Origin of the sequence: Aureimonas altamirensis, assembly GCF_001463885.1 — a bacterium.
Taxonomy (GTDB): Bacteria; Pseudomonadota; Alphaproteobacteria; order Rhizobiales; family Rhizobiaceae; genus Aureimonas; species Aureimonas altamirensis.
The window spans coordinates 1-26742 of record NZ_BBWQ01000006.1 but is presented as its reverse complement, the minus strand read 5'-3'; the positions used below and the strand labels follow the sequence as shown (position 1 = coordinate 26742).

At 65.0% G+C, this 26742-nt stretch carries 27 protein-coding genes; 8 read left to right on the top strand and 19 right to left on the bottom strand.

What is annotated here, in order from left to right:
• Nucleotides 1-10 precede the first annotated feature (10 nt).
• The 9 genes from AUL31_RS04435 to AUL31_RS04395 all read right to left on the bottom strand — a co-directional run bounded on the left by AUL31_RS04435 (nt 11) and on the right by AUL31_RS04395 (nt 9849).
• Nucleotides 11-1009 carry a dihydroxyacetone kinase subunit DhaK gene (locus AUL31_RS04435; protein ID WP_060602070.1) on the bottom strand — a complete coding sequence of 333 codons (999 nt, stop codon included), beginning with the start codon at nt 1007-1009 and terminating at the stop codon, nt 11-13.
• Between the two features lie 19 nt (nt 1010-1028).
• The gene (locus AUL31_RS04430; RefSeq protein ID WP_060601939.1) at nt 1029-2039 is read right to left on the bottom strand and encodes an ABC transporter permease; all 1011 of its coding nucleotides are present in this window, start codon (nt 2037-2039) and stop codon (nt 1029-1031) included.
• Entirely contained in the window at nt 2039-3532 is a 1494-nt protein-coding gene (locus AUL31_RS04425; RefSeq protein WP_082646784.1) for a sugar ABC transporter ATP-binding protein, read from the bottom strand. Before AUL31_RS04425 ends, AUL31_RS04430 begins: the two co-directional genes overlap by 1 nt.
• A 66-nt stretch (nt 3533-3598) precedes the next feature.
• Nucleotides 3599-4597: an autoinducer 2 ABC transporter substrate-binding protein gene (locus AUL31_RS04420; RefSeq protein ID WP_060601936.1), complete on the bottom strand. Its 999-nt coding sequence runs from the start codon at nt 4595-4597 to the stop codon at nt 3599-3601.
• Nucleotides 4598-4615: 18 nt separating this feature from the next.
• On the bottom strand, nt 4616-6136 hold the full coding sequence (locus AUL31_RS04415; protein ID WP_060601933.1) for an FGGY-family carbohydrate kinase: 1521 nt from the start codon (nt 6134-6136) through the stop codon (nt 4616-4618).
• Nucleotides 6133-7233, bottom strand: a complete 1101-nt coding sequence (locus tag AUL31_RS04410) for a M42 family metallopeptidase (RefSeq protein ID WP_060601930.1) — start codon at nt 7231-7233, stop codon at nt 6133-6135. The genes AUL31_RS04415 and AUL31_RS04410 overlap by 4 nt, the downstream gene beginning before the upstream one ends.
• Nucleotides 7230-8219, bottom strand: a complete 990-nt coding sequence (locus AUL31_RS04405) for an ABC transporter permease (protein ID WP_060601928.1) — start codon at nt 8217-8219, stop codon at nt 7230-7232. The genes AUL31_RS04410 and AUL31_RS04405 overlap by 4 nt, the downstream gene beginning before the upstream one ends.
• 21 nt (nt 8220-8240) lie before the next feature.
• On the bottom strand, nt 8241-9050 hold the full coding sequence (locus tag AUL31_RS04400; RefSeq protein ID WP_060601925.1) for a BtpA/SgcQ family protein: 810 nt from the start codon (nt 9048-9050) through the stop codon (nt 8241-8243).
• Nucleotides 9051-9087: 37 nt separating this feature from the next.
• A complete protein-coding gene (locus AUL31_RS04395) occupies nt 9088-9849 on the bottom strand; it encodes a DeoR/GlpR family DNA-binding transcription regulator (protein WP_060601922.1) in 762 nt (253 codons plus the stop codon).
• Nucleotides 9850-10111: 262 nt separating this feature from the next.
• Between AUL31_RS04395 and AUL31_RS04390 the strand changes: the two genes are divergently transcribed.
• On the top strand, nt 10112-11179 hold the full coding sequence (locus tag AUL31_RS04390) for an HlyD family secretion protein (protein ID WP_244489314.1): 1068 nt from the start codon (nt 10112-10114) through the stop codon (nt 11177-11179).
• A gap of 9 nt (nt 11180-11188) precedes the next feature.
• Complete coding sequence (locus AUL31_RS04385; RefSeq protein WP_060601915.1) at nt 11189-12754, top strand: DHA2 family efflux MFS transporter permease subunit; 1566 nt, start codon at nt 11189-11191, stop codon at nt 12752-12754.
• Nucleotides 12755-12797: 43 nt separating this feature from the next.
• Here the strand turns inward: AUL31_RS04385 and AUL31_RS04380 are convergent, their stop codons facing one another.
• Entirely contained in the window at nt 12798-13151 is a 354-nt protein-coding gene (locus AUL31_RS04380) for a hypothetical protein (protein WP_060601913.1), read from the bottom strand.
• 70 nt (nt 13152-13221) lie between these two features.
• Nucleotides 13222-14865, bottom strand: coding sequence for a Na/Pi cotransporter family protein (locus AUL31_RS04375; RefSeq protein WP_060601910.1), 1644 nt, complete (start codon nt 14863-14865; stop codon nt 13222-13224).
• Between the two features lie 179 nt (nt 14866-15044).
• Here AUL31_RS04375 and AUL31_RS04370 point away from each other — a divergent pair, with 179 nt between their 5' ends.
• The gene (locus tag AUL31_RS04370) at nt 15045-15500 is read left to right on the top strand and encodes an RrF2 family transcriptional regulator (protein ID WP_060601907.1); all 456 of its coding nucleotides are present in this window, start codon (nt 15045-15047) and stop codon (nt 15498-15500) included.
• Here AUL31_RS04370 and AUL31_RS04365 read toward each other — a convergent pair.
• On the bottom strand, nt 15497-16306 hold the full coding sequence (locus tag AUL31_RS04365; RefSeq protein ID WP_060601903.1) for a WecB/TagA/CpsF family glycosyltransferase: 810 nt from the start codon (nt 16304-16306) through the stop codon (nt 15497-15499). The genes AUL31_RS04370 and AUL31_RS04365 overlap by 4 nt on opposite strands.
• Before the next feature lie 174 nt (nt 16307-16480).
• On the opposite strand from AUL31_RS04365, the gene AUL31_RS04360 reads away from it, so the two are divergent.
• Together AUL31_RS04360 and AUL31_RS04355 are read left to right on the top strand one after the other, a co-directional pair.
• Complete coding sequence (locus tag AUL31_RS04360; protein ID WP_060601900.1) at nt 16481-17422, top strand: DUF5996 family protein; 942 nt, start codon at nt 16481-16483, stop codon at nt 17420-17422.
• 6 nt (nt 17423-17428) lie between these two features.
• Nucleotides 17429-18007: an NADPH-dependent FMN reductase gene (locus tag AUL31_RS04355; RefSeq protein ID WP_060601896.1), complete on the top strand. Its 579-nt coding sequence runs from the start codon at nt 17429-17431 to the stop codon at nt 18005-18007.
• A 44-nt stretch (nt 18008-18051) separates the two neighbouring features.
• Here the strand turns inward: AUL31_RS04355 and AUL31_RS04350 are convergent, their stop codons facing one another.
• Both AUL31_RS04350 and pcsA read right to left on the bottom strand, forming a co-directional pair.
• A complete protein-coding gene (locus AUL31_RS04350) occupies nt 18052-19026 on the bottom strand; it encodes a quinone oxidoreductase family protein (protein WP_060601894.1) in 975 nt (324 codons plus the stop codon).
• Complete coding sequence (gene pcsA, locus AUL31_RS04345) at nt 19023-19754, bottom strand: phosphatidylcholine synthase (protein ID WP_060602061.1); 732 nt, start codon at nt 19752-19754, stop codon at nt 19023-19025. The genes AUL31_RS04350 and pcsA overlap by 4 nt, the downstream gene beginning before the upstream one ends.
• 202 nt (nt 19755-19956) lie before the next feature.
• On the opposite strand from pcsA, the gene AUL31_RS04340 reads away from it, so the two are divergent.
• Together AUL31_RS04340 and hspQ are read left to right on the top strand one after the other, a co-directional pair.
• A complete protein-coding gene (locus tag AUL31_RS04340; protein ID WP_060601891.1) occupies nt 19957-21150 on the top strand; it encodes a UbiH/UbiF family hydroxylase in 1194 nt (397 codons plus the stop codon).
• A 36-nt stretch (nt 21151-21186) separates the two neighbouring features.
• Nucleotides 21187-21528, top strand: a complete 342-nt coding sequence (gene hspQ, locus AUL31_RS04335; protein ID WP_060601888.1) for a heat shock protein HspQ — start codon at nt 21187-21189, stop codon at nt 21526-21528.
• 72 nt (nt 21529-21600) lie between these two features.
• On the opposite strand, the gene AUL31_RS04330 is transcribed toward hspQ, so the two are convergent.
• The gene (locus AUL31_RS04330; protein ID WP_060601884.1) at nt 21601-22218 is read right to left on the bottom strand and encodes an invasion associated locus B family protein; all 618 of its coding nucleotides are present in this window, start codon (nt 22216-22218) and stop codon (nt 21601-21603) included.
• A 211-nt stretch (nt 22219-22429) separates the two neighbouring features.
• Between AUL31_RS04330 and AUL31_RS04325 the strand changes: the two genes are divergently transcribed.
• Complete coding sequence (locus tag AUL31_RS04325; RefSeq protein WP_244489313.1) at nt 22430-24274, top strand: extracellular solute-binding protein; 1845 nt, start codon at nt 22430-22432, stop codon at nt 24272-24274.
• Here AUL31_RS04325 and AUL31_RS04320 read toward each other — a convergent pair.
• The 4 genes from AUL31_RS04320 to AUL31_RS04305 form a co-directional block, all read right to left on the bottom strand.
• Nucleotides 24225-24587, bottom strand: coding sequence for a TfoX/Sxy family protein (locus AUL31_RS04320; RefSeq protein WP_060601882.1), 363 nt, complete (start codon nt 24585-24587; stop codon nt 24225-24227). The two genes, AUL31_RS04325 and AUL31_RS04320, sit on opposite strands and share 50 nt — an antisense overlap.
• Before the next feature lie 6 nt (nt 24588-24593).
• Nucleotides 24594-24974, bottom strand: a complete 381-nt coding sequence (gene sufA, locus AUL31_RS04315; RefSeq protein ID WP_060601878.1) for a Fe-S cluster assembly scaffold SufA — start codon at nt 24972-24974, stop codon at nt 24594-24596.
• A 71-nt stretch (nt 24975-25045) separates the two neighbouring features.
• A complete protein-coding gene (locus AUL31_RS04310) occupies nt 25046-25438 on the bottom strand; it encodes an SUF system Fe-S cluster assembly protein (protein ID WP_060601875.1) in 393 nt (130 codons plus the stop codon).
• 11 nt (nt 25439-25449) lie between these two features.
• A complete protein-coding gene (locus AUL31_RS04305) occupies nt 25450-26691 on the bottom strand; it encodes a cysteine desulfurase (RefSeq protein ID WP_409359936.1) in 1242 nt (413 codons plus the stop codon).
• Nucleotides 26692-26742: the final 51 nt, after the last annotated feature.

Below are 26742 nucleotides of genomic sequence, written 5' to 3'. Positions count from 1 at the left end.
GCAACACCCATCAACCGACCCGCCAATAGGCACATTCGGCCGGCGCCTGCAGGAGGGTCTCCAGCTCGCCGTCGAGCGCCAGCGTGGTGATGGTGGCGCCGGTCATTTCCATCGACGTCGCGTAGCGGCCTACCAGGGGCATGACGATGTCGATCCCCTCGCCGTCGAGGCGCTGCTTCACGCGGCGATACATGATGTACAATTCTTCGAGCGGGGTCGCCCCGAGAGAGTTGACGAGAACCGAGACCCTGTCGCCGCGTCCGAGCGACTGGTCGGCCAGAAGCCGGTCCACCATCTCGTCCACGATGGCATCCGCCGGCTTCAGGGTGTCGCGCCAGATTCCGGGCTCGCCATGAATGCCCATGCCCATCTCCATCTCGTCGGGCCCCAGTTCGAAGGTCGGCTTGCCGGCCTGAGGCACGATGCACGGCGTCAGCGCCATGCCGATGGAGCGGCAGGCGTCCGCCGCCTTCTGGGCAACGCGCGTCACTTCGCCAAGATCGGCCATGGCTTCGGCCGCGGCACCCGCGATCTTGAACGCATAGACCATGCCGGCGACGCCCCGGCGCTTGTCTGCTTCTTCCTTCGGGGCGGACACGATGTCGTCGGCAAGCAGGACCGTGGTGGTGGCGATATCGTGCTCCATTTCCACCATCTCGCCGGCCATGTCGAAATTCATGACATCGCCGCCGTAATTTCCGTAAAGGCGCAGCACGCCCGCCCCGCCATCCGACAGGCGGATGGCGGTGGCCATCTGCTCGGCCGACGGGCTGGCGAAGACATCGCCGATCGCGCATGCCGTCAGGAAGCCGCGCCCGACATAGCCTGTGAAGACCGGCATATGGCCCGAGCCCCCGCCCGTGACGATGCCGACGCGCCCCTCCGAAGCGCCGTCGGCCCGTAGGATCACGCGGGGTTCGGGCCGGGCATAATACTGCGGATGCGCCGCGACGAAGCCATCCAGCATCTCGTCGACATAGGCTCCCGGTGCGTTCAGGATTTTCTTCAAGGATGGCCTCCCCTTTCTGTCAGCCGGCCCGCGCCAGCCTTTCATGATGCTTGCGATAGGTTTCGATCAGGATCGGCAGGCTCGTGCCGACGATGATCAGGATGCCGATGACGACCTTCTGCCAGTAGGACGGCACGCCGGCACTGAGCAGCGACGTATTGATCATGGTGATCACCAGCGCGCCGATCAGCGTGCCCACGACGGTGCCGTGGCCGCCCTGTATGCGCGCGCCGCCCAGCACCACGGCCGCGATCACGTCGAGCTCCGAGCCGACCAGGTCGAATGGATTGGCCATGCGCGACAGCGTCATGTGCGTCATACCGGCAAGGCCCGCGATGCCGCCGGCAATGACATAGATCAGCAGTTTGACGCGGGCGACGTCGATGCCGATACGCCGCGCACCCTCTTCCGAGCCACCGATCGCGTAGATCTTCCTGCCGAACAGGGTAACGTTCATCAGGACGGCGACGAACAGCGCGACGACGACGAGAACCACGAAGGAGAGCGGCAGCGAAACGAGTTGGCCCACGGCGTTTTCCAGCCGCAGGATCACCGTGCGCGCGAAACCGATCACCTCACGCGGGACGTTGGTGATGTAGGTCGTGCCGACGAAGGTCAGCAGCGCGCCCCGGATAAAGCTGAGCGTGCCCAGGGTCACGATCAGCGTCGGCAGGCCGAGGCCGCCGATGAGGATGCCGTTGACGAGGCCCAGCGCGGCGCCGATCAGGGCGCTGACGACGAAATAGCCGATGATGGGTATGTCGAGGTCGACGCCCATGATGAGCACGGTCGTCGTATACATCGCGAAGGCGCCGATGGCGGTGAAGGATACGTCGATGCCGCCGGATGCCAGGATCATCATGACGCCCAGCGCGAAGATCCCCGTGACGATCGAATTGCGCAGAAGATCGACGATGGTGGCCGCCGAGAGAAAGCCGGGATTGATCGTGCCGACGCCCAGCGCGAAGAGCAGCGCGAAAACCAGGACGATGCCCTGCGGCGAAGCGAGAAGCTGGACTGCACGCCGCATCAGCGCCCTCCTTCCTGTGTGACGGCCGCGTATATGGCCTCGTCATCGACGGTTTCGGGGTCGTAGGGGCCGGTCATCCGGCCCTTCACCATCACCATGATGCGGTCGGAAATCGCCGTGGCCTCGCCTATGTCGTCGGTCACCACCATCAGCGCCGTACCGTCGCGGCGAAGCGCAAGAAGCAGTTCGTGGATCTCGCGCTTGGAGCCGATGTCGACGCCGACCGTCGGCCCGTTGAGGATCATCAGCCGGGGCGCGCGCTCCATCCAGCGCGCCAGCACGACCCGCTGCTGGTTGCCGCCCGAAAGGGTCGCAACCGCCGGCTCTATCCCCGGCGTCTTGATGCGCAGCCGTGTGACCGCGCTGCGTGCGCGCGCCGCCAAAGACCGCCTGTCGAGAAGGCCGCCCGCAAGCGAGTTTTCAAGGCTGGAAACCAGGATGTTGTCGGCAATGGGCTGGTCGAGGAAGAGCCCTTCGGTCAGCCGGTCCTCCGGCACATAGGCGATACCGGCCTCCACTGCGGCAACAGGGCTCGAAAGATGCGCCGACCGGCCGTCGATCTCGATCGTTCCCGCGTCGGACTGCATCATGCCGAACAGCGTCAGGGCAAGTTCCGTCCGGCCCGAGCCGAGAAGTCCGACGATGGAGACGATCTCGCCTGGGAAGAGGTCGAGGTCGATGTCCTCGTATTCGCCACGGCGCGACAGGCCCCGCATTCTCAGGAATGGAGCGGCGGGCACCACGGGCGGGCGGTCCAGCCGCTGGCTGTCCACGCTGCGCCCGGTCATCTCGCGGCCCAGCCTTTCGGCGTCGAACTCGCCGGCGCGCCCTTCGGCGACGACGCGCCCGTCACGCAAGACGGTGACCGTATCGGAAAAGGCGAAGACTTCTTCCGTCTTGTGACTGACGAACAGAAACGAGACACCATCCGCCTTCAGCGTGGCGACGATCTCGGCCAGCCGCCGCACCTCGCTTCGGGTCAGCGCCGTGGTCGGCTCGTCCATGACGATGATGCGCGCGTCGTTGGCCAGGGCTCGGGCGATGGCCACGAGCTGCTTGGACGCGACGGGCAGAAGCTCCACCAGCATGGAAGGGTCCAGCGTCACGCCCATGCGCTCCAGCACACTCTCGGCCAGCCGCCTCTGCGCCCGGCCACGGTGCAGGCGCGTGCCGGATGAAACCGCCTGAAGCATCGCGATGTTTTCCGCGACGCCGAGATTGGGGAACAACGAGAAATCCTGGTAGATAACCGCCAGCCCGGCATCGATGGCAGCGCGCGCATCGCCGGCAACGGGGCGCCCGCCGATCTCCACCCGGCCCGCATCCGTGGCCACGACGCCGGACAATATCTTAATTAGCGTCGACTTGCCGGAGCCGTTCTCGCCGGCAAGGCAGCGCACTTCGCCCGGCTCCAGGGTCAGGCTGACATCTTCCAGCACCCGCACCGGCCCATAGGATTTTCGGATGCCGGACATGGACATCGTTTCGGCCAAGCGCGTACCTCCGTTCCGGTTGAGATGACGGGGCGGCCAGGCGGCCGCCCCTCGTTGCGGCGCGTATCAGAAGTCGTACTGGTCCATGTTCTCGGCGGTCACGTCCACCCAGGCCTGGCCATAGATGACCTTGCCGTCCAGCTTGACCTTGTCATAGCCCTCGACGCCGAGGTCGGAGCCGTCCTCGATGCTTTCCCCGTTCAGCGCCTTCGCCGCCACGACATTCATGGCGTAGCCTGCCTTGGCGGGGTCCCAGAAGGAGATCATGGCGATCTCGCCGGACTCCAGATAGGGGCCCGAGACGGACGGCAGGCTGGTGCCGACGATCTTGACCTTGCCGGACAGGCCGGCTTCTTCCACGGCGATGGCCGCCCCGACGACGTCTTCGCCGGCAGAGCCCTGGATGCCCTTCAGGTTCGGATGGGTGCGAAGCAGCTCGCGGGTTTTCTGGTAGGCCGTCTGCTGCTGCTCTTCGGATTCCAGCTTGTCCACGACAAGCGTCATGTTGGGGTACTTCTCTTTCTGGTAGGCGATGGCGGCATCCACCCACTGATTATGCGTATTGGAGGTCAGGTAGCCGACGAAGACGGCATATTCGCCCTCGCCGCCCATCTCCGTCGCCAGTCGCTCCATCAGATGCTCGCCATAGGCGGCGTTGTCGAAGGCCTCGATATCGTAGGTGATGTTCTGGAGGTCGGCGCCCTCGTGGCCGACGACCACGATATCGTTGTCCAGCGCCCGTTTCAGCACCGGCTCCAGCGCCTGCGGAGAATTGGGAACAACGGTGATCGCGTCCACGCCCCGCGCGATCAGGTCTTCGATAAGCTGGATCTGCAGCGCCGCATCGGCGGTCGCCGCGCCAACCTGCGTCGCATCGTTGCCGGTATCGGCGGCAAACTCCTTGACGCCCTCCTCCATGCGGTTGAACCAGGCGATGCCCGAAAGCTTCACCACCGTGACGATGGTATGCTTGGCGTCCTGCGCCCCGGCCACGCCGGCCGCACCCGCCAGAAGCGCCGTGCCCAGAAGCGCGCCGGCGACGATTGTCCTGAACCTGCCCTGCATATGCCTTCTCCCTCTGCTTCAGGCGCGCCTTGCGCCGGTTATGGTTTCGCCTGCCCGCATCAGCTCTTTGGTGCGGGCATAGAGTTGCCGATAGGTGCCGGACCCCGCATCGTAGAGCGACGAAAGGCCGGCATTCGGATGGATGTCGCGGGCCACCGGGTTCCACTCGTCGATGTCGCCGGCATCCGCATCGCCGACGCCCACCGCCGCCAGGAAGGCGTTGCCGTAGCTGGCTCCGAAAGAGTGGCGGCGCACCGACTGGCTGCGTGTGGTGATGTCGGACACCGCCTGCAGCCAGACCGGGTTGCGCGTTCCGCCGCCTACCGCCGTCAGGCTGTCGGGACGGGCCCCGGCATCATCGTAGGTGTCGAGGATATGCCGGACCCCATAGGCGATCCCCTCGATCAAGGCGCGATAGACGTCTCCGCGTCCATGCGTGAGGTCGAGCCCGAAGATCATGCCCTTGGCATGTGGGTCGTGCAGCGGGGTCCGCTCGCCCGAGAAATAGGGAAGCACGACCAGGCCCCGCGCACCGGGCGGCGAGGCGGCAGCCTCCTGCGCCAAAAGTCCCATGGCCTCCTGCGGGTCCAGCTCGCGGGCGAAATTCTGGATAAACCAGCGCGTCAGCGTGCCGCTCGTCGCCAGCCCCGACATGGAGGCATGCTGGCCGGCAAACAGCCACGGGGCGTACCAGAGGCGCGGGTCCTGCACCCGCTCGGCCGTCACCTCGATACCGAAGACGGTAGAGCCATACATCAGCATCATCTGCCCCGGACGCCGGACGCCAACGCTGACCGCCTCCGCCGCCGCGTCGATCGTCCCCGCGATGACGGGCGTTCCTGCCGCAAGGCCGGTGCGGCGGGCCGCCTCCGCTGTCACGCCGCCGACGATTTCGGTCGTCCAGGCCAGCCGTGCCAGCCTGTCACGCCCGCAAATGGATGCGGCGCAGCTATCGACCCAATCCATCCGGGCGACATCGTAGAGCGGGCTGAAGCCGGCGGCGGAATAGTGGTCGATCACCGTTTCGCCCGTCAGCCGCCGCACCAGGAAGGATGTGGAGTTGAGGAAATAGGCTGCCCGCTCGAAGACATCCGGCCGGTTGCGCTGCAGCCACAGGATTTTCGGGCCCACCGATTGCGAGGTCAGCGCGTTGCCGCCGGTGGCCAGCAGCTTGTCCGCCCCGATCTCTGCCGTCAGTTCCTCGATCTCGGCGGCGGCCCGCGTATCGACGCCATAAAGCACGGCGTTCATCAGCGGATTGCCCTCTGCATCCACCGGCAGCATGCAGGGGCCGATGCCGCTTGCACCGACGGCCCGCACGTCGCCGGGCGCAAGGCCGCCCGTCGCGATCATCTCGGCGCAGATATCGGCGAACTCGCCCCACCAGTCGCGCTCGGCGTCGTGCTCGGCATAACCCGGCTGCGGCACCTGCATGCGGTGGGTACGGCGCGCCTCGGCCAGCACGTCGCCCGTGGCCTTCACGATGACGCCCTTGGTCTCGTAGGTGCCGACATCTATCCCGAGATAACAGGCGCTCACGTGTAGAGATCCCGGTTCAGATCGAAGCCGCGCCCCATGCGCCGGATGCCGCCGCAGACAAGCCGCGTCAGCCCCTCCAGATCGCGCAGATCGCACAGTTCCAGCGCGGTGTGCGTGTAGCGGCTGGGGAAACACAGGTCGACGACGGCAACGCCCTCGCCCACCAGTTGGACATAGGAGGAGTCGGTCAGTGCGCCCACATGCGCGGTGCGCTGCAGGGGCAGTCCTTCCTCCGACGCCGTCGTCTCGAAAAGCCGGGTCAGGGCCGGGTGCGGAATGGTCCCGTTCAGCGTGCCGCGCCCATGGAACGAGTAGAGCGCCATCGCCGGCCCCGCTCCCATGGCGACCTCGCCGCGATGGGCCATGTCGGGCGTGTCGGATGTCAGCGCCAGATCGAGCTGCACGGCGATATCCGGCTGCAGGGATTGCGCCGCAACCATGGCGCCGCGCAGGTTGAACTCCTCCAGAACGGCGAAGACGTAATGCACGGTCGGCAGACCCGGCGCGCCTTGCAGCTCCAACGCCGCCTGTAGCACGACGGCGCAACCGGCCCTGTCGTCGACGGAGGTGCCGGCCACGCGATCCTCGTTCAGGTGCATGACCCTCGGCTGGTATACGACCGGCGTTCCGATCTCTATGCCCAGCGCGCGTGTCGCCTCGGCACTGTCCGTTCCCACATCGATGAACAGGTCCTGGTAGGGCGTCACCTTGTATTTCTCATCCGCCGGCGTGGCATGATGGCTTTTGTTGGCGATCACGCCGCCGACGTCGCGGCCCTCCCCGACACAGAAGAGCACGGCTTGCGCGGGCAGCGCCTTTTCGGGGACGCCGCCCAGCCGCTCCACGCGCACCAGCCCGTTCGGCTCGATCTTGCGGGTGATGAAGCCGAGCTGGTCGGTGTGGGCAAACAGCATCACGGAGGGCGCCTCCGGGTCTCCCTCCACCGTGGCGATCAGATTGCCGAGCCTGTCCGTGCGGCTGGCGATGCCGGCGGCATCCAGCCGCTTCTTGATGGCCCGCCGCACCCGGTCTTCGTGGCCGGACAGGCCCGGCAGCATCATCAGGTCGCTCAGGCTTTGGCGCAGCTTGTCTTTCATGGTCTTGGTTTCCCGAAGCGCGGACGCGGCAACAATCCGCGCTCCAGCAGCGCCCTTGCCGACATGACGACGACGAGCAGTCCGCCGAAGAAGAGGTCGCGTGCGAAGGCCGTGAAGGCGAGGAAGTTGAGGCCGCTGGAGATGAGTTGGAGCGTGATGACGGCCAGCACCACGCCGAGCGTGGAGCCGAAGCCGCCGAACGGGCTGACGCCGGCGAGGATGTTGATGAGAATGACCAGCAGCAGATAGGAGCCGCCATAATCGGCATTGGCCGAGTTGGTACGCGCCAGGATCACCAGCCCGGCCAGTGCCGCCACCAAACCGGCGATGGCATAGATGCGGATGATCAGGCGCGGCTCGCGCATGCCGGCAAAGCGCGCTGCCAGCGGGTTGGCGCCGTACAGCCGAAGGCGCACCCCCGTCGCGGTGAACCGCATGAGAGCGCCGAGCGCCATCGCAACCAGCGCAAACACGATCAGGGGAACCGGCACCAGCCCCCCCAGCGATGCGTTGAAGGTTTCGCCGTACCAGCCCGGCAGGCCGGTGATGGCCGGCCCGCGCGTGATGACGATGCCGAGACCGCCGTAAAGCTGCAGCGTGCCGAGCGTCGCCAGGATGGGCGGCAACCGCAGATAGGCGATCAGCACGCCGTTGAAGGCGCCGCACAAAAGCCCTGTCAGCAGCGCCGCCGGAATGGCCAGCACTGCCAGTTCGGGGCTGGCGCGCATCATGACCGCGGCAACGATGGAGGCCAGGTTTGCCGTCGCAACCACCGAAAGGTCGATGCCGCCGGATACCATCGTCGGCAGCACGGCAAGCGCCAGGAGCCCGAATTCGGGAAACTGCGACCCCATGGACACGAGGTTGGCGCGGCTTAGAAAATGCGGCGAGGCAAGCGCCAGCGCCGCGAAGATGGCCACCGCCAGAACGGCGAGGCTGGCGACGTAAGGCCTTGTCGTATCCTGCCGTCTCGCCGATCCCGCCATGCCGGCGCCCTCCCTTTTCGATTATTCCCCGCGCGCCGCTTTCGCCAGCCGCATGAACTCGGCGGCGCGCGCGGCGTCGACGGGCTTCCACGTATCGCCATCCACCTTGAGCGAGGAGCCGACCACGCATCCATCGGCGACGCTGAGGACATCGGCCACCGTGTTGTGCCGTACGCCCGTATTGGCCAGCACCGGCGTATTGGGCAACGCGGCCTTCACGGACTGGAGATCGCCCATCTCTGCCGCTTCGCCCGTGATGGCGCCGGACACAAGGATCGCGTCCGGGATCGACGAGAAGACGGCAGAGCGCGCGCGGTCGGCCAGCTCCCGGCGGTCGAGCGACCAGGCAAATTCGGCAGAGACATTGGCAAGCATCGCCACATCGGGCCGCCTCAGCCGGTGCAGATAACGCATCGCCTCTCCGGCATTGGGCGTCCACGGGCCCATGTCGGACGCATAGGTTCCCGTCAGGATTTCCCGCAGGAAAGAGGCGCCCGTGGCTGCCGCCAGCGCCACGGTGGATTTCGGGTCCCAGAGGACGTTGACGCCGAAAGGCTTGGCGATGTCGCCGCGCAGTTGACCGATGACATAGGCCATGGTTGCCGTAGAGGCGGTGTCGACGCTCAGCTCGTAGGGACGGTCGTTTTCGTTGCCGAACATCACCGCATCGACATCCGCATCCTGCAAGGCCTTAAGGTCCTTGCGCGCGGCGTCGACGATGGCGTCGACGCCGCCCTCAGCATCGTAGAGTGGCGTGCCAGGCAGCGGCAACAGATGCACCATGGCGATCACCGGTTTCTTGTCGCCGAATACGGACCGGAAATTCTTCATGTCAGCACGCGTCTTTCTTTGATAAGCCGATGACAAATCAGCAAATTTCTATATCTGTGATACTGTTTCGGTAGGGCGCGACCGCCCTTGCGGCACCCGTGTCGGTGATCAACCGGGATATGCTGTCCAGCGGACACACCGGCACCAGCGCCCGGCGGCCAAGCTTGGTATGGTCGGCAAGAAGGATGGTCTGCCCGGCCCGCGATATGGCCGCCAGCTTCACATCCGCCTCGTCGCGCGTGGAGTTGGAGATGCCGTCGCTGTCGATCGCATCGGCGGCCATGAAGAAAAGGTCGAATGTGAAGCCCGAGATGGCCTCGATGGCCGGCGTGCCGACGATGGAAAAATAGCCGTTGCGCACCTGGCCGGCCGGCATGTGCACCTGGGTGGCGCCCACGGCCGCCGCTTCGGCGACCTTGAGGTCGAGCGCGACGATGCTGATGGCCCGCCCGGCCAGTTCCTGTGCCAGGGCCAGCATGGTCGTGCCGGAATCCAGCAATATGCTTCTGTTCTTGCCCACATGCGCGGCGGCGGCCCTGCCGATCCGCTTCTTGGCGCCCTGCTGGACGCGCAGCTTTTCCAGAAACAGCGGCTCGATGGCTTCGCCCTTACGCGGCGCCACCACGCCGCCATGCGTGCGTGCGGCAAGTCCGGCTTGTTCCAGCAGTGCGAGGTCGCGGCGGATCGTCGGTTCCGAAGCATCGAAGTGACGCGCGAGTTGCGCAACCGTAAGGCTGCCTCGCTCGGCAATCAGTCCGGCCATGCGCCGCTGGCGCTGCTGCGGGAAACGCTGCTGCATGCCCCTCCTCCGACTAGGAGGATGATGATTAGTGATCGTTTTGATGGAGTCAATCGCAGATTGATAATACAGCGAAGACAGCCGCTATCGCCGCGCGAAGCAGGTCGAAAGGCATGATCTTGCGACGATAGGCAAAGCTTACCATTTAGCTTGCATCTGGCCGCGGGGCGCAATAGGGCGTTTGCATTATCCCCCCGCCGAGGGTTTGGCGATGCTCAAGAAAGTTTCGGATACGGACGCGCTCCCCCGCGATGCGGATGCGATGGCTCAAAAGCCTGAGCGCTCGCGCAGGAAGCTCGTCTTTCCCCTGCTCGCGCTGCTGTTCGTTGCGGCAGGCGCTGCATTCGGTATCTACTGGTGGACGGAGGGCCGTTTCCTGATCGAGACGGACGACGCCTACATCGCCGCCGACATGGCGGTGCTGACCGCCCGCGTGAACGGCTATGTCACGTCGTTGCCCGTTTCGGAGAACCAGGCCGTCAAGGCGGGACAGCCTGTCGTCGAGATCGACCCGGGCGACCTGCAACTCGATCTGGATGCGGCCGAGGCGCGGATCGCGACTCAGGAGGCCGCCATCGATCGCATCGACGCGCAGCGCCGGGCCGGCGGCGCCGCTGTCGTCCAGGCAGAGGCGCAGCTCGAAGCGCTGCAGGCGGCCGAAACCGAGGCCCAGCGCACCTTCGACCGTGCGGCCGATCTTGCCCGCACCGGGGCCGGCGCGCAGGCGGCGTTGGATACGGCCCGCAACAATCTTGCGGAGGCCTCCGCATCCGTGCGCGGCGGCAACGCCGCCATCGACACCGCCAAGGCCAATGTGTCCGTGCTGGATGCCCAGATCGCCGAGGCTCGGCGCAGCCTGGCAGAGCTGCGTGTCGCAAGGGACACCGCCGCCCGCAACCTGACCTTCGCCACCGTGCGCGCACCCTATGACGGCGTCATCGGCAATCTTTCGGTGCAGCCGGGAGACCTCGTGTCGCCCAGCCGCCGGCTGGCGACGATCGTCCCGCTCGACAAGGTCTATATCGACGCCAACTTCAAGGAGACCCAGATCGGCGGGATAGCACCCGGGGCAACCGCCAGCATCGAGGTGGATGCCCTGCCCGGCGTGGAACTGAAAGGCACGGTCGAGTCCTTCGCGCCGGCTTCCGGGTCCGTCTTCTCGCTCCTGCCGGCGGACAACGCCACCGGCAACTTCACCAAGATCGTCCAGCGCGTCCCCGTTCGCATCCGGATCGACGACCCTCAGGCAGCCGACGGCAAACTGCGGCCCGGACTGTCTGCCGTGGTCACCGTCGACAGGCGGACGGCCACGACCGGCGACGTCGAGTAGCACCGCGCCATGTCCGCCGTCGCCGTCGGTGCGGAAGAGGCGGTCCCCGCCCGCCGGATTGCCGCCTTCATGGTCATGGTACTCGGCATGTTCATGGCGATCCTGGACATCCAGATCGTCTCTGCATCGCTTGCCGAGATCCAGGCCGGGCTGTCCGCCTCGGCCGACGAGATACCCTGGGTGCAGACGGCCTACCTGATCGCCGAAGTGATCATGATTCCGCTGTCCGGCATGCTCGGGCGCATCCTGTCGACCCGGGTCCTCTTCACCCTGGCTGCCGGCGGCTTCACCCTATCCTCGGTGATGTGCGCCACGGCCACCTCCATCGACCAGATGATCGTCTATCGCGCGATCCAGGGCTTCCTGGGCGGGGGCATGATCCCCAGTGTCTTCGCGGCGGCCTTCACGTTGTTTCCGCCATCCAAACGCGCGGTCGTATCCCCCATGATCGGCCTGGTGGCGACATTGGCGCCCACGATCGGCCCCACCATCGGCGGTTATCTCAGCCATGCCATGTCCTGGCACTGGCTTTTCCTCATCAACCTGCCGGTGGGCCTGGTCGTCACCGTTGCCGCGTGGAACCTGATCGACTTCGACAAGCCGGACTGGTCGCTGCTGCCGCATTTCGACTGGTATGGGTTGGCGGCCATGGCGGCGTTCCTCGGCGCCCTCGAATACGTGCTGGAAGAAGGCCCGCAAAACGACTGGCTGGACGACAGGGCCGTCGCGGCGATGGTGTGCGTCACCTGTGTGGGGGCGGTGGTTTTCTTCTACCGATGTTTTACCGCGCGAGAACCGATCGTAGACCTGTCGGCCTTCACCAACCGCAACTTCGCGCTGGGCAGCCTGTTCTCGTTCGTCATGGGCGTCGGCCTCTATGGCCTCACCTATCTCTACCCGGTCTACCTGTCGGCCATTCGCGGATACGACTCGCTGATGATCGGCGAGACCATGTTCGTGTCCGGCCTCGCCATGTTCTTCACCGCGCCGCTGGCGGGCATCCTTTCGGCCCGCATGGACCTGCGGGTGATGATGGTCATCGGCTTCGTCAGTTTCGGCATCGGCACATGGATGATGAGCGGCATCACCCATGACTGGGACTTCCACGAGCTGTTCATCCCGCAGGTTTTGCGCGGTTTCGGTCTGATGCTGTCCATGGTGCCGATCAACAATATCGCGCTCGGCACATTGCCACCCCAGAAGATGAAAGGCGCTTCGGGCCTCTACAATCTGACGCGCAACCTCGGCGGTGCGGTCGGGCTGGCCATCATCAACACCATGCTGACCGACCGCACGACCCTGCATTACCAGCGCCTTGCCGAGCACGTGTCCTGGGGCAACCCGATGGCCGAGGAACGGATGAGCTCCATGGCGCAGAGCCTCGACGCGGCCGGCCTCGATGGACAGGCAGGCGCCGTCGCCAACATGGTGCGCATCGTCATGCGGGAGGCGCATGTGATGGCTTTTGCCGATGTCTTCCTTGTGCTCACCGTGCTGTTCGGCGCGCTGGCGGCGCTGGCAATCTTCATCGACAAGCCGCAGGCCCGCCCCGCTGGTGGAGGCGGCGGGCACTAGGCCAGCATCCCCGGCATCGAAAGGGCCTTGCGGCGGTGTGTACTCAGAGGCGGTACATCTCGGCCCGCCCGGTGATCGTGTGCCAGCAGCGGCTCCACTGCGTGACTCCCATGCGATAGCCGATGACGCGCACCGCATTGCCCCCGCGCCGCTGCGTCTCCGCCTTCATGCCGTTCAATATGGTCACCTCCGGCGTCGGATACTCCGACAGGTCGTTGCGGCACCGCGTTACCCGGACGGTGCCGAGCGACTGCGCACCGGCCGGCGGGTCGACGACCACCTGTACATCCATCAGCGTCTGCTGCGGGACCGCCGGAAGGTTCGAGACAGTCGTCGGCGAGCAGGCGGACAGAACCGCCAGGACCGGCGCGAGAACGGTCAGTTTGCGAAGTGTCATGGAACCCCCTGCTGCGACACACCGACAACTACCTAGGGTAGATTTCGCGGTCGGGAAAGCATCGGTTGCCTCAGGCAAGGCGACTGCTCTTCAAATCGCCGGTGCGCTCCAGCAGCGGATAGACGGTCGCGGCGATATGCGCCTCGATCCGCTTGAGGTCACGGACGACATCCAGATAGCGGTTTGCCGACTGCCCCTTCGGGAGCTGGCCCGACAGGATCTGCCGGAACTGCTCTTCGGTGGCGGCGCGCTCATAGTCGCGGAAGCGTTCCTTTTCGGCCACGAGCTGCCGGGCGGATGTCGCGTCTCCGTCGATGAGTACACTGACGGCCAACCGCAGATGAGCGATCAGCCTTTCGTGCATTTCGCCGATGCGGACCATTTCCTCTTCATTCAGGATCTGCCGGTCGTCTATGCGCTGCGCTGCGATCGCCATCAGGTTGGCGTCCACGATATCGCCGACATGCTCGATATTGACGGCGAAATCCAAAATCTCGAACAGGCGGCGCTTGTCCGATTCCGTCAGGTCGTTCTGCGAAATCTTGGACAGATAGCGCCGCACGGCGCCGTAGAGGCGGTCGATCTCGTCATCCGTGCGCCTTATACGCGACAGGGCTATCGGGTCGGCGTCGCGAAACACCTTGCGCGATCCGGCAAGCATGGCCTCGGCAATGTCGGCCATCCGCAAAACCTCGCGGGCCGCGTTGGCCAGCGCCACCTTCGGCCTGTTCAGGCTTGCCGCATCGAGATACAGCGGCCTGCCCGCATCTTCGGGCCTGGCGTCTTCCGGAAACAGACGGGTAAGCAGCCGGGCGGCGGCGGGCAGCAAAGGCACCGATACCAGCGCCATCACCACGTTGAAGGCCAGGTGGAAATCCGGCGCTAGGCGTTGCAACGGCAAGCCGAACCGGTCTGCGAAGGCGGAGATCGGCGCCAGCAGAAGCATGGTCACGACCCCGCCGGCAAGGCGGTTGGCAAGGTTGCCGACCGGCAGGCGCAAATGGCTGCGATCCCCTCCCGAGGCGGCGAGCAGCGGATTGATGGCGCTGCCGATATTGGCGCCGACCACCATGGCGATCGTGGATGGAGCCGACAGGATACCGATCTCGGCCAGCGACATGATGAACAGGATCGCCCCGACACTGGAATGCGCCAGAACGGTGAACAGGATGGCCAGCAGCATGGCAAGGACCGGGTCCCGCACGATCAGCGTCATGACCTGTCGGACATCCGGCGCGTGCTCCAGCGGCACCACGAGCGCCGACAGGAGTTCGAGCGACAGGAGGATAACTCCGAGACCCAGAAGGATGCGGCCGACTTCGGACAGGCGCGGATTGGCGCGCCGCCTCTGCAGCACGTAGCCGGTGAAGATCAGCAGCGGATAGATGAGCCCGAGGTTGAACGACAGCACCTGCACGATCAGCGCCGTGCCGAGATTGGCGCCCAGCATGACCGACAGGGCCGGCACCAGGGCGACCAGGCCGCCCGCCGTGAAGGATGTAACCATCATGGCGGTCGCCGTACTGCTTTGCAGCGCCATGGTGACCAGCGTACCGCCCACGATGGCGGCCAGCCGGTTGTCGAGGCGGGTCGCCAGTATCTGCCTCAAGGATGGGCCAAAGCCGGCCATCACGCCGGCGCTCACAAGGCCGACGCCCCAGAGCAGCAACGCGACAATGCCCAGAAGGCTGACGATAACCTGCGTTGCCGTCATGACGGAACCCCGGCCACGCCCTTTATCCGATCGTCGAAACCCATGTTACCCCCACCCGGCAAATGATGGGACCGGGCAGCGCCAAGGCAAGTGGCCATGCGGGATGGAAATCCCCGACAGGGCCGGTTATATCGGACTCCTGTCCTTACCCACCCGTTCGAAAGCAGCGCTTCCTTCCGATGTTGACGATGAAAGGCAAATACGGTCTCAAGGCGATGCTGCATCTTGCAGGTCAGCCTGCGGAACGGCTGACCCAATCCGAAGAGATCGCAACGGCGCACGGCATTTCGAAGAAGTTCCTCGACGCCATCCTGGGCGACCTTCGGGGCGCCGGCTTCGTGGATGCGCGCAAGGGGCGTGGGGGCGGCTACCGCCTGTCCCGCCCCGCCGGAGAGATTCGCGTCGGGCATGTGCTGCGCGTGCTGGATGGGCCGCTCGCCCCGCTGCCATGCGCCAGCCGCACCGCCTATCGCCGATGCGACGACTGCACCAGTGAAGAGACATGCCGCGTGCGGGCGCTGATGCTGGAGGTGCGTAACGCCATTTCCGCAGTGCTGGACAATCGCAGCCTGGCGGAAATGCAGCAGGTTTCGCCGGCGGACGACATCGAAGAGGCGGTTGCCGCGCTCGGTTAGCTGCGGCTGCCGCGCATGGCGCGCCGCGCATCGTCGGCATACTGGCGCGCCGTCAACCGGAAGATGACGGGGCCGCGCACCAGATAACGCCGCCACATGCGGCCGGGGTCGGATGCCAGGCGATGCAGCCACTCGAGGCCCGCCCTCTGCATGGCGCGCGGTGCGCGCTTCTGCTTACCCGTCAGAAAATCGATACTGGCCCCCACGCACAGGGCGAAGCCGCCCTGGCGCCCGGTGAGCGCCAGATCATGGGCAAACACTTCCTGCTTGGGGAACGACAGGCAGATAAACAGGATGTCCCATTCCGCTTCCGCCGCCTCCTGCACCGCGGACCGCCATGCCGGCGTGTCGCGTACAAGCAGGTCGGCGCATGGAAGGTGCACGAGCTGCCGGTCGGGAAAGCGCGTCTGCAGGCGCCGGAATGCCACCTCGGACGGGCCGATGACGGCCATGCGAATGTCGGGGCTGATCGCGCGTTGCAAAAGATCGAATGTCAGGTCCGAACCCGGGGTCGGTATCAGGCGGCGTCCGCTGGGGCGCGCCAGCACCGACAGAATGCGGCTGTCGCATATCTGCAGGCGTGCGCCGTCATAGGCTTCGCGCAGGCCGCGATCTCCACCATCGTGGTAGCTGACCACATGATCGACATTGGGGGTGACCGCATAGGCGAAATCGCCGGTCGAGAGGCTGCGCCCGATCGCGGCGCGTATGCCCTCGATGTCGCCGTCCACGAAACGCATGCCGAGGAAGGGCACCACGGAAGCCATCGACAAGATCAAGCACGCATCCAGCAACAGATAGTTCACGCTCGCATATCCCTAAAAGCCGGCACGATCTTCGGCGATTGCAATGCAGCGCAAAACGCTTCGCAAGCAAACTCACATTTGAGTTTGGGACGATCCCCCATTCGGATGATGCTTCATCCTCTCGTGTCCTGCCCTAGTTCGAGTCCGGAACAGAAAGTCGATTTTGGAGGCGAAATGACTAAAAAATGGCCGGAAATACCGTTTGGGCCGTGGCAGGATAGCTGCCGTCACCTTCAGCTTATCAGCCAGATCGTCGGCAAGTATCGTCTGTCGCATACGCCATGGTTGAACCACTCCTGGCACGCGACGCTGTATGTGACGGCGCGCGGGTTGACCACTTCGATCGTGCCCGATGGTCCTGGCGGAATCGAGGTGGAGATCGACCTGATCGAGCACCGTGTCATCGCGCGCTCAACGGCCGGCAGCATCGCGGCAACGCCCCTCAAGCCCGGTTCGATCGCGGACTTCAGAACTCGGTTCACCGACATCATCGAGCAGGTCGGCGGTACGCCGAAATTCAGCGATACGCCGAACGAAATCCCGGATGCCGTTCGGTTCTCGGTCGACACGGCAGAGCGCCCCTACGACGCGGAGGCGGTCAACGCCTTCTTCCGGGCCTGTGTGCAGATCGACCGCGTGTTCAAGCAGTTCCGGACGGGCTTCATCGGAAAGGTCAGCCCCGTGCACCTTTTCTGGGGCAGTTTCGATATTGCCGTCACCCGGTTCTCGGGCAACAGGGCCCCACGGCACCCCGGCGGAGTCCCGGCCCTGCCCGATGACGTGACGGCAGAGGCCTACAGCCATCAGGTGTCGTCGGCCGGCTTCTGGCCGGGCGGCGGCGGTATCGACTATCCCGCCTTCTATTCCTACGCCTACCCCGGCCCCGATGGCTTTGCAGAAGCCATTGTCGAGCCTGCGGAAGCGCGCTTCGACCAGACCCTCGGCGAGTTCATCCTTCCCTACGATGCCGTGCGCACCGCCCCCGATCCGGACAAGGCGCTGCTGGCATTCCTGCAGACAAGCTACGATGCCGCCGCTATCCTCGGACAATGGGACAGGGCAAATCTGGAATGCGCACCCGGCCGCCCGCTGGAAGCCCGCTCGGTGGAGACTTGAGACGACATGACCAGAATTCTCGCCATATCCGGCAGCCTGCGGAAGGGCTCCTTCAACACGGCGCTCATGCATGCGGCCGCCGAACATGCGCCACAGGGCGTCAGCGTGGAAGCGGCAACACTGCACGGCATCCCGCTCTACGATGGCGATCTGGAATCGGCTGACGGCATTCCGCAGGCGGTTGCCGCCCTGAAGGACAGGATCCGGCATGCAGACGGGGTTCTACTGGTCACGCCCGAATACAACAATTCGCTTCCCGGCGTGTTCAAGAATGCGATCGACTGGACGACGCGCCCCTCGTCCGACATCCCGCTTCTGTATCGCGGCCGGCCGATGGCCGTCATCGGAGCCTCGATGGGCGGGTTCGGCACCATCCTCAGCCAGAACGCCTGGTTGCCTGTACTGCGCACCCTGGGTGCCAGGCCATTTTTCGAGGGGCGTCTGCTGGTATCGCGCGCGCAAGGCGTCTTCGACGCCGATGGCAAGCTGGTGGACGACAAGGTGCGGGGGCAACTGACCGATTTTATCGGCGCCTTTGCAGAGTTTGCCCGCACCTCCGCCAAAAAGGACGTTCTTGTCGCCTGATGGATGGCGGCATGGCGGCGGGACGATACCGCCGCCATGCAAACTCAGATGCGGATAACCGAAAGGCCGCTCGTGCGGCGGTTTTCCAGATCTTCATGGGCGCGCGCCGCCTCGGCGATCGGATACACCTGGTTGATCGTTATCTTGACCGCGCCGGACCCGATGACCTTGAACAGCGCCCGGGCGCTCGCTTCCAGCTCCTCGCGGGTGGCCGTATAGCCGAACAGGCTGGGGCGGGTGGCAAACAGCGACCCTTTCTGGTTCAGGAGCGCCAGATCGAAATTCTCGATCACGCCCGAGGACTGGCCGAACGATACGAAAAGGCCCTGCCTTTTCAGGCAATCCAGGCTGGCGGGAAACGTGTCCCTGCCGACGGAATCATACACGACATCGCATTTGCGACCGCGCGTGATGTCCTTGACGGCCTCGACGAAATTCTCTTCGCGGTAGTTGATGACGTAATCGCAGCCATTCTCGCGGGCTATATCGCACTTCTCCTGCGAGCCCGCCGTGCCGATGACGGTGGCGCCGAGATGCTTGGCCCACTGCGTGGCGATGACGCCGACACCGCCGGCCGCGGCGTGGAACAGCAGCACCGTATCGGGCCCCACCTTGAACGTGCGACGCAGCAGATACTCCGAGGTCATGCCCTTCAGCATCACCGCCGCCGCGGTTTCCTCGTCTATGCCGTCCGGCAGGTGCACGGCCTGTGCGGCCGGCACCAGCGCCTCTTCAGCATAGGTGCCCTCGCCGCCCGCATAGGCGACGCGATCGCCTTCCTTGAAGGAGGTGACGCCCTCTCCCACGGCAACCACCGTGCCCGCCCCTTCCTTGCCGGGAACGAACGGAAAGCGCGGCGCCTTGTAGGTGCCGTTACGGAAGTAGACATCGATGAAGTTCAGGCCCGCCGCCTTCTGGCGGATGCGCAATTGTCCGGGGCCGGGGGCAGCTACGGAATGCTCTTTCCAGACGAGCTTTTCCGGGCCCCCGATTTCGTCAACGACAATGGCTTTCGTCAAACCAACTGTTCCTTCTGGTCTGGGTCTGCGCCGCTCCCGTCCATGAACTGGACGATCGCGCCGATGGAAACAAGGTATAGGCTGGTCAGAACGATCCCGCCCTTCACGAAAGCGGGCGCGTCGAAATTGGTGAACAGCGCCCACAGGCCCAGCACCGACCAGACGGCGAAGATGCCGAGATTGACGATGCGGTATCGCTTCACCCGAACGGGATGCAGGAACTTGACCGGCGCAAAGGTCGTGACGGCGCAGAACAGCACGACGATGAACGCGACGATGGCCGGCGGCTGCACCGCGAACAGGGTGAAGACCACCATGTTCCAGGTGACGGGGAAGCCGCGGAAGAAGTTGTCCTTCGTCTTCATGCGCGTATCGGCATAATAGATGGCGCTGGTGATGACGATCAGCGCGGCTGCGACGAACGACCAGGCATGCCCGATCAGGCCCGACTGATACAGGGCGAAGGCCGGAATCAGCACGTAGGTGGCGTAGTCGATGATCGAGTCCAGCATGTCGCCCGACCAGTCGGGCAGCACGCGCTTGATATCGATGCTGCGCGCCAGCGGACCGTCGATCCCGTCGACCAGCAGGGCAAGCCCAAGCCAGGCGAACATTGCAACCCAACGCTCCTCGGCCGCGGCGATGATGGACAGGAAGGCCCAGAAGGCTCCGCTGGCTGTCAAAAGGTGCACGGAGAATGCGCGCCATTTTTCGTATGTCGTCACCACGGTGCCGGACCAAGCCTCGCTGTTGTCTGTGCCGCCACCCGGGCAGCCTATGGCGTGAACGTTCACGGGTCGCACCTTGTAGTGCAAGGCGCAAGCGTTTGAAAACGCCTGCGCGCATATTTCCCGTGGCGCTTTGGCTCTATCGCAACAGCGGTGTGTATGCGCTACATCGCCTTGCATGGAACGAGCGATCGGAGTCGGCATGAGACGAGACGTCGCAGTGATCGGTGGTGGCCTTGCCGGCCTGTCGGTTGCGCTGGCCTTTGCGGACGAAGGATTCGACGTCGCACTGGCGGCCCCGTCGCCGCCATCCGACGGGCGCAGTACCGCCCTTTTCGGCCGGTCGGTCGCCTTTCTGCAGCGCCACAGACTGGAGAAGCCCGTCCGCGAACGCGGCGCGCCTTTGGCCGTGCTTCGAATCATCGACGACACGGGCCGTCTGCTGCGGGCGCCGCCGGTGGAGTTTCGCGCCGCCGAAATCGGCCTCGACGCTTTCGGCATCAATGTGCTGAACGCCGACCTGACGGCGCTTCTGGCCGAGCGCCTGCGTGTGCACCCGCGCGTCACATGGCAGGAGAGCCTGCTCCAGTCGATGGAAAGCGGTGCGGATACCGTCAGCCTCACGCTCGAAAACGGGGTGCGGATCCGGGCCGGGCTTGTCGTCGGGGCCGATGGCCGCAACTCGCCCGTGCGCACCTACGCCGGCATCGGCATACGGCGCTGGTCCTATCCGCAGACGGCGATCGTGCTCAATTTCGGCCATGCGCGTCCGCACGGCAACGTCTCGACCGAGTTTCACAGACGGTCGGGACCGTTCACCCAGGTTCCCCTGCCCGGCCAGCGGTCTTCCCTCGTGTGGGTGGAGCGGCCGGATGAGGCGCAGACGCTGCGCGCGCTATCCAGCGAAGCGCTCTCGGCCCTGGTGGAAGAGCGTCTGCATTCCACGCTCGGCGCCGTATGGGTGGAAAGCGGCATGCAGGCATTTCCGCTTTCGGGTGCGCAGGCCTTGCGTTTCACCGCGCCGCGCATCGCCCTTGTCGGCGAGGCTGCGCATGTCTTTCCGCCCATCGGAGCCCAGGGGCTCAACCTCGGCATGCGCGATGCGGAAGATATCGTGAAGGCCGCAATGCAGCATCGCGACGATGTCGGCGGCGCCGCGATGCTTTCCAACTACGAGGCAAGCCGCAAGACCGATGTGACGCTGCGCACGGTGGGCGTGGACCTGCTCAATCGCTCTTTGCTGGCCGACATGCTGCCTGCGCAGGTGGCACGCTCGGCCGGGCTCGGCATGCTTTCGGCACTAAGCCCGCTGCGCCGTTTCGCCATGCGGGAGGGCGTCGTTCCCGGTGCCGGCGTGTCGGGGCTGCCACGTTCGTTGCGTGGCGGGCGCGAGTAGCTTGAACAGGCTGCCGGGCCGCGCTATCGGTCGCACATGGCACCAGAACAGCCGATACAGAAAGCGCGATTCCATCTCGGACAGGTCGTCCGCCACCGGATGTTTCCGTTTCGCGGCGTCATCTTCGACGTGGACCCCGTCTTCGACAATACCGAGGAATGGTATCTGTCCATCCCCGAAGAGGCGCGCCCCCGCAAGGACCAGCCCTTCTACCACCTCTTCGCCGAGAACTCCGAAAACGACTACATCGCCTATGTCTCGGAGCAGAATCTGGAGCTGGACGAAAGCGGGACGCCCGTCAACCATCCGCAACTGGCGGAGATGTTCGACGGCCCTATCGATGGCGAGTATCGATTGAAATCCGCCCATCGCAATTGAGGTTCATGCAGGCAGCAAAAAGGGCGCTTCGCGTCGCCGCGAAGCGCCCTGATGCGTTCAGGCGTTGGCGCGTTACTGCGCGTTGCCGCCTTCGATCGCCTGGTTCTGTGCGTCCTCGAACCGCTTGCGGCGGGCTTCCGCCTGGTTCTGGAGAGCTTCGTTCAACTGCTGCTGGCGCTGCTCCAGCTCGGGCTGCTCGCGTGCCGGGCCATCATAGGCCTGGGTGAAGCCCTGCAGCGTCACGTTGATCGGGTTGGGCTGGCGCTGGAAGTTGGTCGACGTGACCTTCAGCGTTCCGCCGCGCTTCATGGAGTTGACCATGGCGTCGGACAGCTCGACCTCGGCGATGCACCGGTCGGGGAAGCAGACGGAATAGTTCAGCGTCTGCGCCGCGTTGGTGTCGATCTGCAACTGTACGCCGGCAGGAATGACCCGGCCCGTGGGCACGACGGCCTGCAGCACCTTCTGGTTCACCTGCCCCGATACGTTGATCAGGTTGACGGCGGTGATGAGCTGGCGGGTATCCGCGATCATCGTGTACTGCGTGTTGCAGATCTGGTTTTCGCCCTGCGGCGTGCAGACCTTGAACCATTCGGCCGGAACGGACTGCGCCATAGCGTCGGTCGACGGCAGGACAGCCGTGCCCAGCACAGCGAAGCCGGTGGCAAGGGCAAGGCGGTGAAAGTTCATGAAGCGGGTTTTCAAAGCCAGTCTTCCTCTCGGCAATTCTGTCGTCCCGGCACCTGGACGTTCCCTTAACGGGTAAGCCCGTGTTTCGCAAATGAGGCCGTTTAAAGACCCATGATGCCTTGGAACGCTGCGATAGCTCCAACCGTCGCGGTAGGCAAGCGGCTGATATTCCGATAATTTCGCGAGCATCGATTTCCAGGGGACCGTTGATATGCCATTGGCCTCGAAAGCCTTGCACGCCGCTGCCCTGGCGGCCTGCCTTCTTCTTTCGCTCGTCGGCACCGCCACCGCCGGGACGGCCTCGTCGCATGCCATTGCAATGCATGGCGAACCTGCCCTTGCCGGCGGCTTTTCCGCCTTTCCCTTCGTGCGGCAGGATGCGCCCAAGGGTGGCCGCATGGTGTATGGCGTCGTCGGCGACTTCGACAATCTGAACCCCGTCACGGTCCGCGGTGCGCTGACAACGGCGCGCGGCATTTTCGCCGATACCGAGTTCGGCAACCTGGTGATAGAGCCGCTGATGCTGCGTTCGCCGGACGAGCCCTTCACGCTCTACGGCCTGATCGCCGAATCGGTCGAGACGGATGCCGAGCGCAGCTTCGTCGAGTTTACCCTCAACCCGAAGGCGACGTTCAGCGATGGCCGGCCGGTGCGCGTTGCGGATGTGCTCTTCACTGTCGACATGCTCAAGCAGCAGGGCGTCGTGCGCCCGCAATACACCAACTGGCTGTCGCGCGTTTCGCGCATCGACACGGTGGGCGAGCGGGGCATCCGTTTCACCTTCAACGAAAAGGCCGACCGCGAGCTTCCATTGCTTCTGGCGGGTTTGCCCGTTCTGCCCGAACACGGCTTCACGCGCGACGGCTTCGGCAGCACGACCCTGAAGCCGATTGTCGGCTCCGGCCCCTATATGATCGCGTCGGTGCAGCCGGGCCAGCGCATCGTTTACCGGCGCAACCCCGATTACTGGGCGGCGGACCTGCCCGCCAAGCGTGGGATGGACAATTACGACGAGATCGTCGTCGAATATTTCCGCGATTCAAACTCGCAGTTCGAGGCTTTCAAGAAGGGCCTTTTCTACCTTTATCCCGACGCGAACCCGCGCCACTGGCGCACCGCCTACAATTTCCCGGCGGTGCATGACGGATCGGTGGTCCGCGAAGTCTTCGAAACGGGCCGCCCGGCCGTGCTGAACGCCATGTTCTTCAATACAAGGCGGCAGACCTTCGAAAATCCGCGCGTTCGGCAGGCCCTGTCCATGCTGTTCGACTTCGAATGGGCGAACGCCAACCTTTATTACGGGGCGTATGAGCGGACATCCGGCTTCTTCGACAACACGGCCCTTTCAAGCCTGGGGCGTCCCGCCAGCGACGGCGAGCGCGCCTTTCTGGCGCAATACCCCGGCCGTGTCGACGACAGCATCCTTGCCGGAGAGTGGCGGCAGCCCGTTACCGACGGCTCCGGCAGCGACCGGCGCATTCTGCGCGAGGCGCTGAGCCTTCTGGAAGCGGAAGGCTACCGCTTCGACGGAAGCCGTCTCGTGGATTCCACCGGCCGCCCCCTCGCCTTCGAGATCCTCGTGCAGACGCTCGAGCAGCAGCGCGCGGCACTCGGCTACCAGCGCACGCTGGCGCGCATCGGGGTCGATATCGGCGTCCGGCAGGCCGACGACGCGCAATACCAGCTACGCAAGCAGAGCTTCGACTACGATGTCCTGTTTTCTGCCTTCAACGGAACACTGTCGCCCGGCGCCGAGCAGGTTGGCCGGTGGGGCAGCGCCGCGCGCGATGCGCAGGGCTCATTCAACTATTCGGGCGTTGCCGACCCGGCGGTCGATGCAGCCATAGACGCCATCGTCCAGGCCCGGACCCGCGAGGACTACACCGACGCCGTCCGCGCCTACGACCGCATCCTCATTTCGGGGTTCTACGTCGTGCCGCTGTATTATCTGACCGATCAGTGGCTTGCCCGCTGGAGCTTTATCCACCACCCGGACAGGACACCGCTTACCGGTTACTACCTGCCGTCCTTCTGGCGCGAGAGCGACGGGAGCTGACCGTGCGGTGCGCCGCCGCGCGGGCGGTGGCAACCCACTCGGCGGCAATCTCCGGATCGTCGAACGCCTCGGGCGGGCAGGAATAATAGGGCATCCGCACCGGCTTGCGCCCGGCGGCCTCGTAGACGAAGGGCGTCGACCCGGCCGCGACATAGTCCGCCTCGGCCGCCGTGTCGGATTTCAAAAACAATGTGTCGAAGGCGACGAGGGCGATGATGACCTCCCCGTCATAGATGCCCTTGCCACCGAACAGCGGGCGGATGCGAAGGTCGGCGATGGAGCGGAACAGCTCCTCGATATCGCCGCGCTCCATGCCGGATCAGGCTCCGGCCTGCTCCAGCAGGGAGCGATCCGCCGGCCGCAGTTCGACGGACTCGCCGCAGCCGCAAGCCGATGTCTGGTTGGGATTGTTGAAGACGAAGCCGGTCCGCAGCACCGACACCTCGAAGTCCATCACCGTGCCCAGCAGAAACAGCACGGCCTCGGGCGACACGAAGACGCGCGCGCCGTCCTTCTCGACCACATCTTCGCCGGCAGACGGACCATCGGCAAACTCGATCGTATATTCCATGCCCGCGCAGCCGCCGCGCTTGACGCCGATCCGCAGCCCGGCGCCATCCGCACCGCCGCGCGTCTCGACGATTTCGCGGACGCGGCCGGCGGCCGCCTCCGTCAGGTTCATGATGGCAAAGCGGCTCATGACCGAACCCTCTTTCCTGTACATCTGCGCCCAAGATGGCGATGGCGGAGCCTTGAGGCAAGCATCTTGCGTCAAAACCAGCCGACGGCGACCTGCGCTTCCTCGCTCATCCGCTCGGGAGTCCACGGGGGGTCGAAGACGATTTCGACACGCACCAGTTGGATGCCCTCGACGGAGCTTACCGCATTCTCGACCCAGACGGGCATTTCGCCGGCAACCGGGCACCCCGGCGCGGTCAGCGTCATCTGGATATCGACGGTACGGTCGTCCTCGATATCGATCTTGTAGATAAGCCCGAGCTCGTAGATGTCGGCCGGAATTTCCGGGTCGTACACCGTCTTCAGGGCCGCCACGATATCTTCCGACAGCCGGGCGAGTTCTTCCGGCGGTATGGCGGAAGCCGGGGGCACGTCGGTTACGTCCGCCGTCGCCGTATCGGCCTTCTGTTCCATCGCGTCCGTCATTGGATCGTCCTTCAAGCGAAGAAGCGTCTGGCTTTTTCCAGCGCCTCGGCGAGTGCGTCGACTTCGCCCATGGTGTTGTACATAGCAAAGGAGGCCCGGCATGTGGAGGTTACGCCGAAGCGCCGCAAGAGCGGCTGCGCGCAATGCGTGCCGGCGCGCACCGCAACGCCCTCCCGGTCGATCACCATCGACACGTCGTGCGCGTGGATGCCCTCCAGGTCGAAGGACACGATGGCGCCCTTCCCCGGAGCCGTGCCGTAGATGCGCAGGCTGTTGACCGCGGACAGGCGCTGATGGGCATAGGCGCCCAGTTCCGCCTCGTGGGCGGCGATCCGCTCGCGGCCCACCGCCTCGACATAATCCAGCGCCGCGCCAAGGCCGATGGCCTGCACGATCGGCGGCGTACCGGCTTCGAAGCGGTGCGGCGGCGCATTATAGGTGACGGAATCCTCGGTCACCTCGGAGATCATCTCGCCGCCGCCATTGAAGGGGCGCAGCCTTTCCAGCGCCTCGGCCCGGCCATACAGGATGCCGATGCCCGTCGGCCCGTACAATTTGTGCCCCGTGAACACGTAATAGTCGCAACCGAGCGCCTGCACGTCGACGGGCATGTGCACGGCAGCCTGGCTGCCGTCCACCAGCACCGGTACGCCCTGCGCATGGGCCAGCTCCACCACCGCGCGCACCGGCGTCACCGTGCCCAGCACGTTGGACATGTGCGTCATCGCCACAAGGCGCGTGCGCGGGCCGATGGCCTTTGCGAAATCCTCTATCGCGATGGAGCCATCTTCGGCGACGGGCACGAAGACGAGCTTCGCCCCCTTGCGCTCGCGCAGAAAATGCCACGGCACGATGTTGGAGTGATGCTCCATCACCGTCAGCACGATTTCGTCGCCCTCGCCGATGTCGTCGGCAAGACCATAGGACACGAGGTTGATCGATTCCGTCGCCGAGCGGGTGAAGACGATCTCGTCCGCGTGCCCGGCGTTCAGGAAGCGGCGAACCTTTTCGCGGGACAGCTCGAAAGCGTCCGTCGCCTTGTTCGACAGAAAGTGCAGGCCGCGATGAACATTCGCGTAGGAATGGGCATAGGTGTCCTGGATCACATCCAGCACCTGCTGCGGCTTCTGCGCCGATGCGCCATTGTCGAGATAGACGAGCGGCTTGCCGTGCACCACCGTTTCGAGGATCGGGAAATCCCGGCGTATCACCTCGACGTCGTACCGGGCGCGTTTATCCAGTTCGATTGTCATCGGCGGTCGAGTCCTTCGGTTTCAAGGCATGGATGGCGCGGCGGCCAGGCC

Coding starts and splice junctions, on each gene's coding strand:
- AUL31_RS04390 (WP_244489314.1), top strand. CDS start 10,112: ATGGCTCAAAAGCCTGAGCGCTCGCGCAGGAAGCTCGTCTTTCCCCTG.
- AUL31_RS04355 (WP_060601896.1), top strand. CDS start 17,429: ATGACCAGAATTCTCGCCATATCCGGCAGCCTGCGGAAGGGCTCCTTC.
- AUL31_RS04360 (WP_060601900.1), top strand. CDS start 16,481: ATGACTAAAAAATGGCCGGAAATACCGTTTGGGCCGTGGCAGGATAGC.
- AUL31_RS04380 (WP_060601913.1), bottom strand. CDS start 13,151: ATGACACTTCGCAAACTGACCGTTCTCGCGCCGGTCCTGGCGGTTCTG.
- AUL31_RS04370 (WP_060601907.1), top strand. CDS start 15,045: ATGTTGACGATGAAAGGCAAATACGGTCTCAAGGCGATGCTGCATCTT.
- AUL31_RS04385 (WP_060601915.1), top strand. CDS start 11,189: ATGTCCGCCGTCGCCGTCGGTGCGGAAGAGGCGGTCCCCGCCCGCCGG.
- AUL31_RS04340 (WP_060601891.1), top strand. CDS start 19,957: ATGAGACGAGACGTCGCAGTGATCGGTGGTGGCCTTGCCGGCCTGTCG.
- AUL31_RS04310 (WP_060601875.1), bottom strand. CDS start 25,438: ATGACGGACGCGATGGAACAGAAGGCCGATACGGCGACGGCGGACGTA.
- AUL31_RS04330 (WP_060601884.1), bottom strand. CDS start 22,218: ATGAACTTTCACCGCCTTGCCCTTGCCACCGGCTTCGCTGTGCTGGGC.
- AUL31_RS04400 (WP_060601925.1), bottom strand. CDS start 9,050: ATGAAGAATTTCCGGTCCGTATTCGGCGACAAGAAACCGGTGATCGCC.
- AUL31_RS04395 (WP_060601922.1), bottom strand. CDS start 9,849: ATGCAGCAGCGTTTCCCGCAGCAGCGCCAGCGGCGCATGGCCGGACTG.
- AUL31_RS04420 (WP_060601936.1), bottom strand. CDS start 4,597: ATGCAGGGCAGGTTCAGGACAATCGTCGCCGGCGCGCTTCTGGGCACG.
- AUL31_RS04305 (WP_409359936.1), bottom strand. CDS start 26,691: ATGACAATCGAACTGGATAAACGCGCCCGGTACGACGTCGAGGTGATA.
- AUL31_RS04430 (WP_060601939.1), bottom strand. CDS start 2,039: ATGCGGCGTGCAGTCCAGCTTCTCGCTTCGCCGCAGGGCATCGTCCTG.
- AUL31_RS04375 (WP_060601910.1), bottom strand. CDS start 14,865: ATGACGGCAACGCAGGTTATCGTCAGCCTTCTGGGCATTGTCGCGTTG.
- AUL31_RS04325 (WP_244489313.1), top strand. CDS start 22,430: ATGCCATTGGCCTCGAAAGCCTTGCACGCCGCTGCCCTGGCGGCCTGC.
- AUL31_RS04320 (WP_060601882.1), bottom strand. CDS start 24,587: ATGGAGCGCGGCGATATCGAGGAGCTGTTCCGCTCCATCGCCGACCTT.
- sufA (WP_060601878.1), bottom strand. CDS start 24,974: ATGAGCCGCTTTGCCATCATGAACCTGACGGAGGCGGCCGCCGGCCGC.
- AUL31_RS04410 (WP_060601930.1), bottom strand. CDS start 7,233: ATGAAAGACAAGCTGCGCCAAAGCCTGAGCGACCTGATGATGCTGCCG.
- hspQ (WP_060601888.1), top strand. CDS start 21,187: ATGGCACCAGAACAGCCGATACAGAAAGCGCGATTCCATCTCGGACAG.
- AUL31_RS04405 (WP_060601928.1), bottom strand. CDS start 8,219: ATGGCGGGATCGGCGAGACGGCAGGATACGACAAGGCCTTACGTCGCC.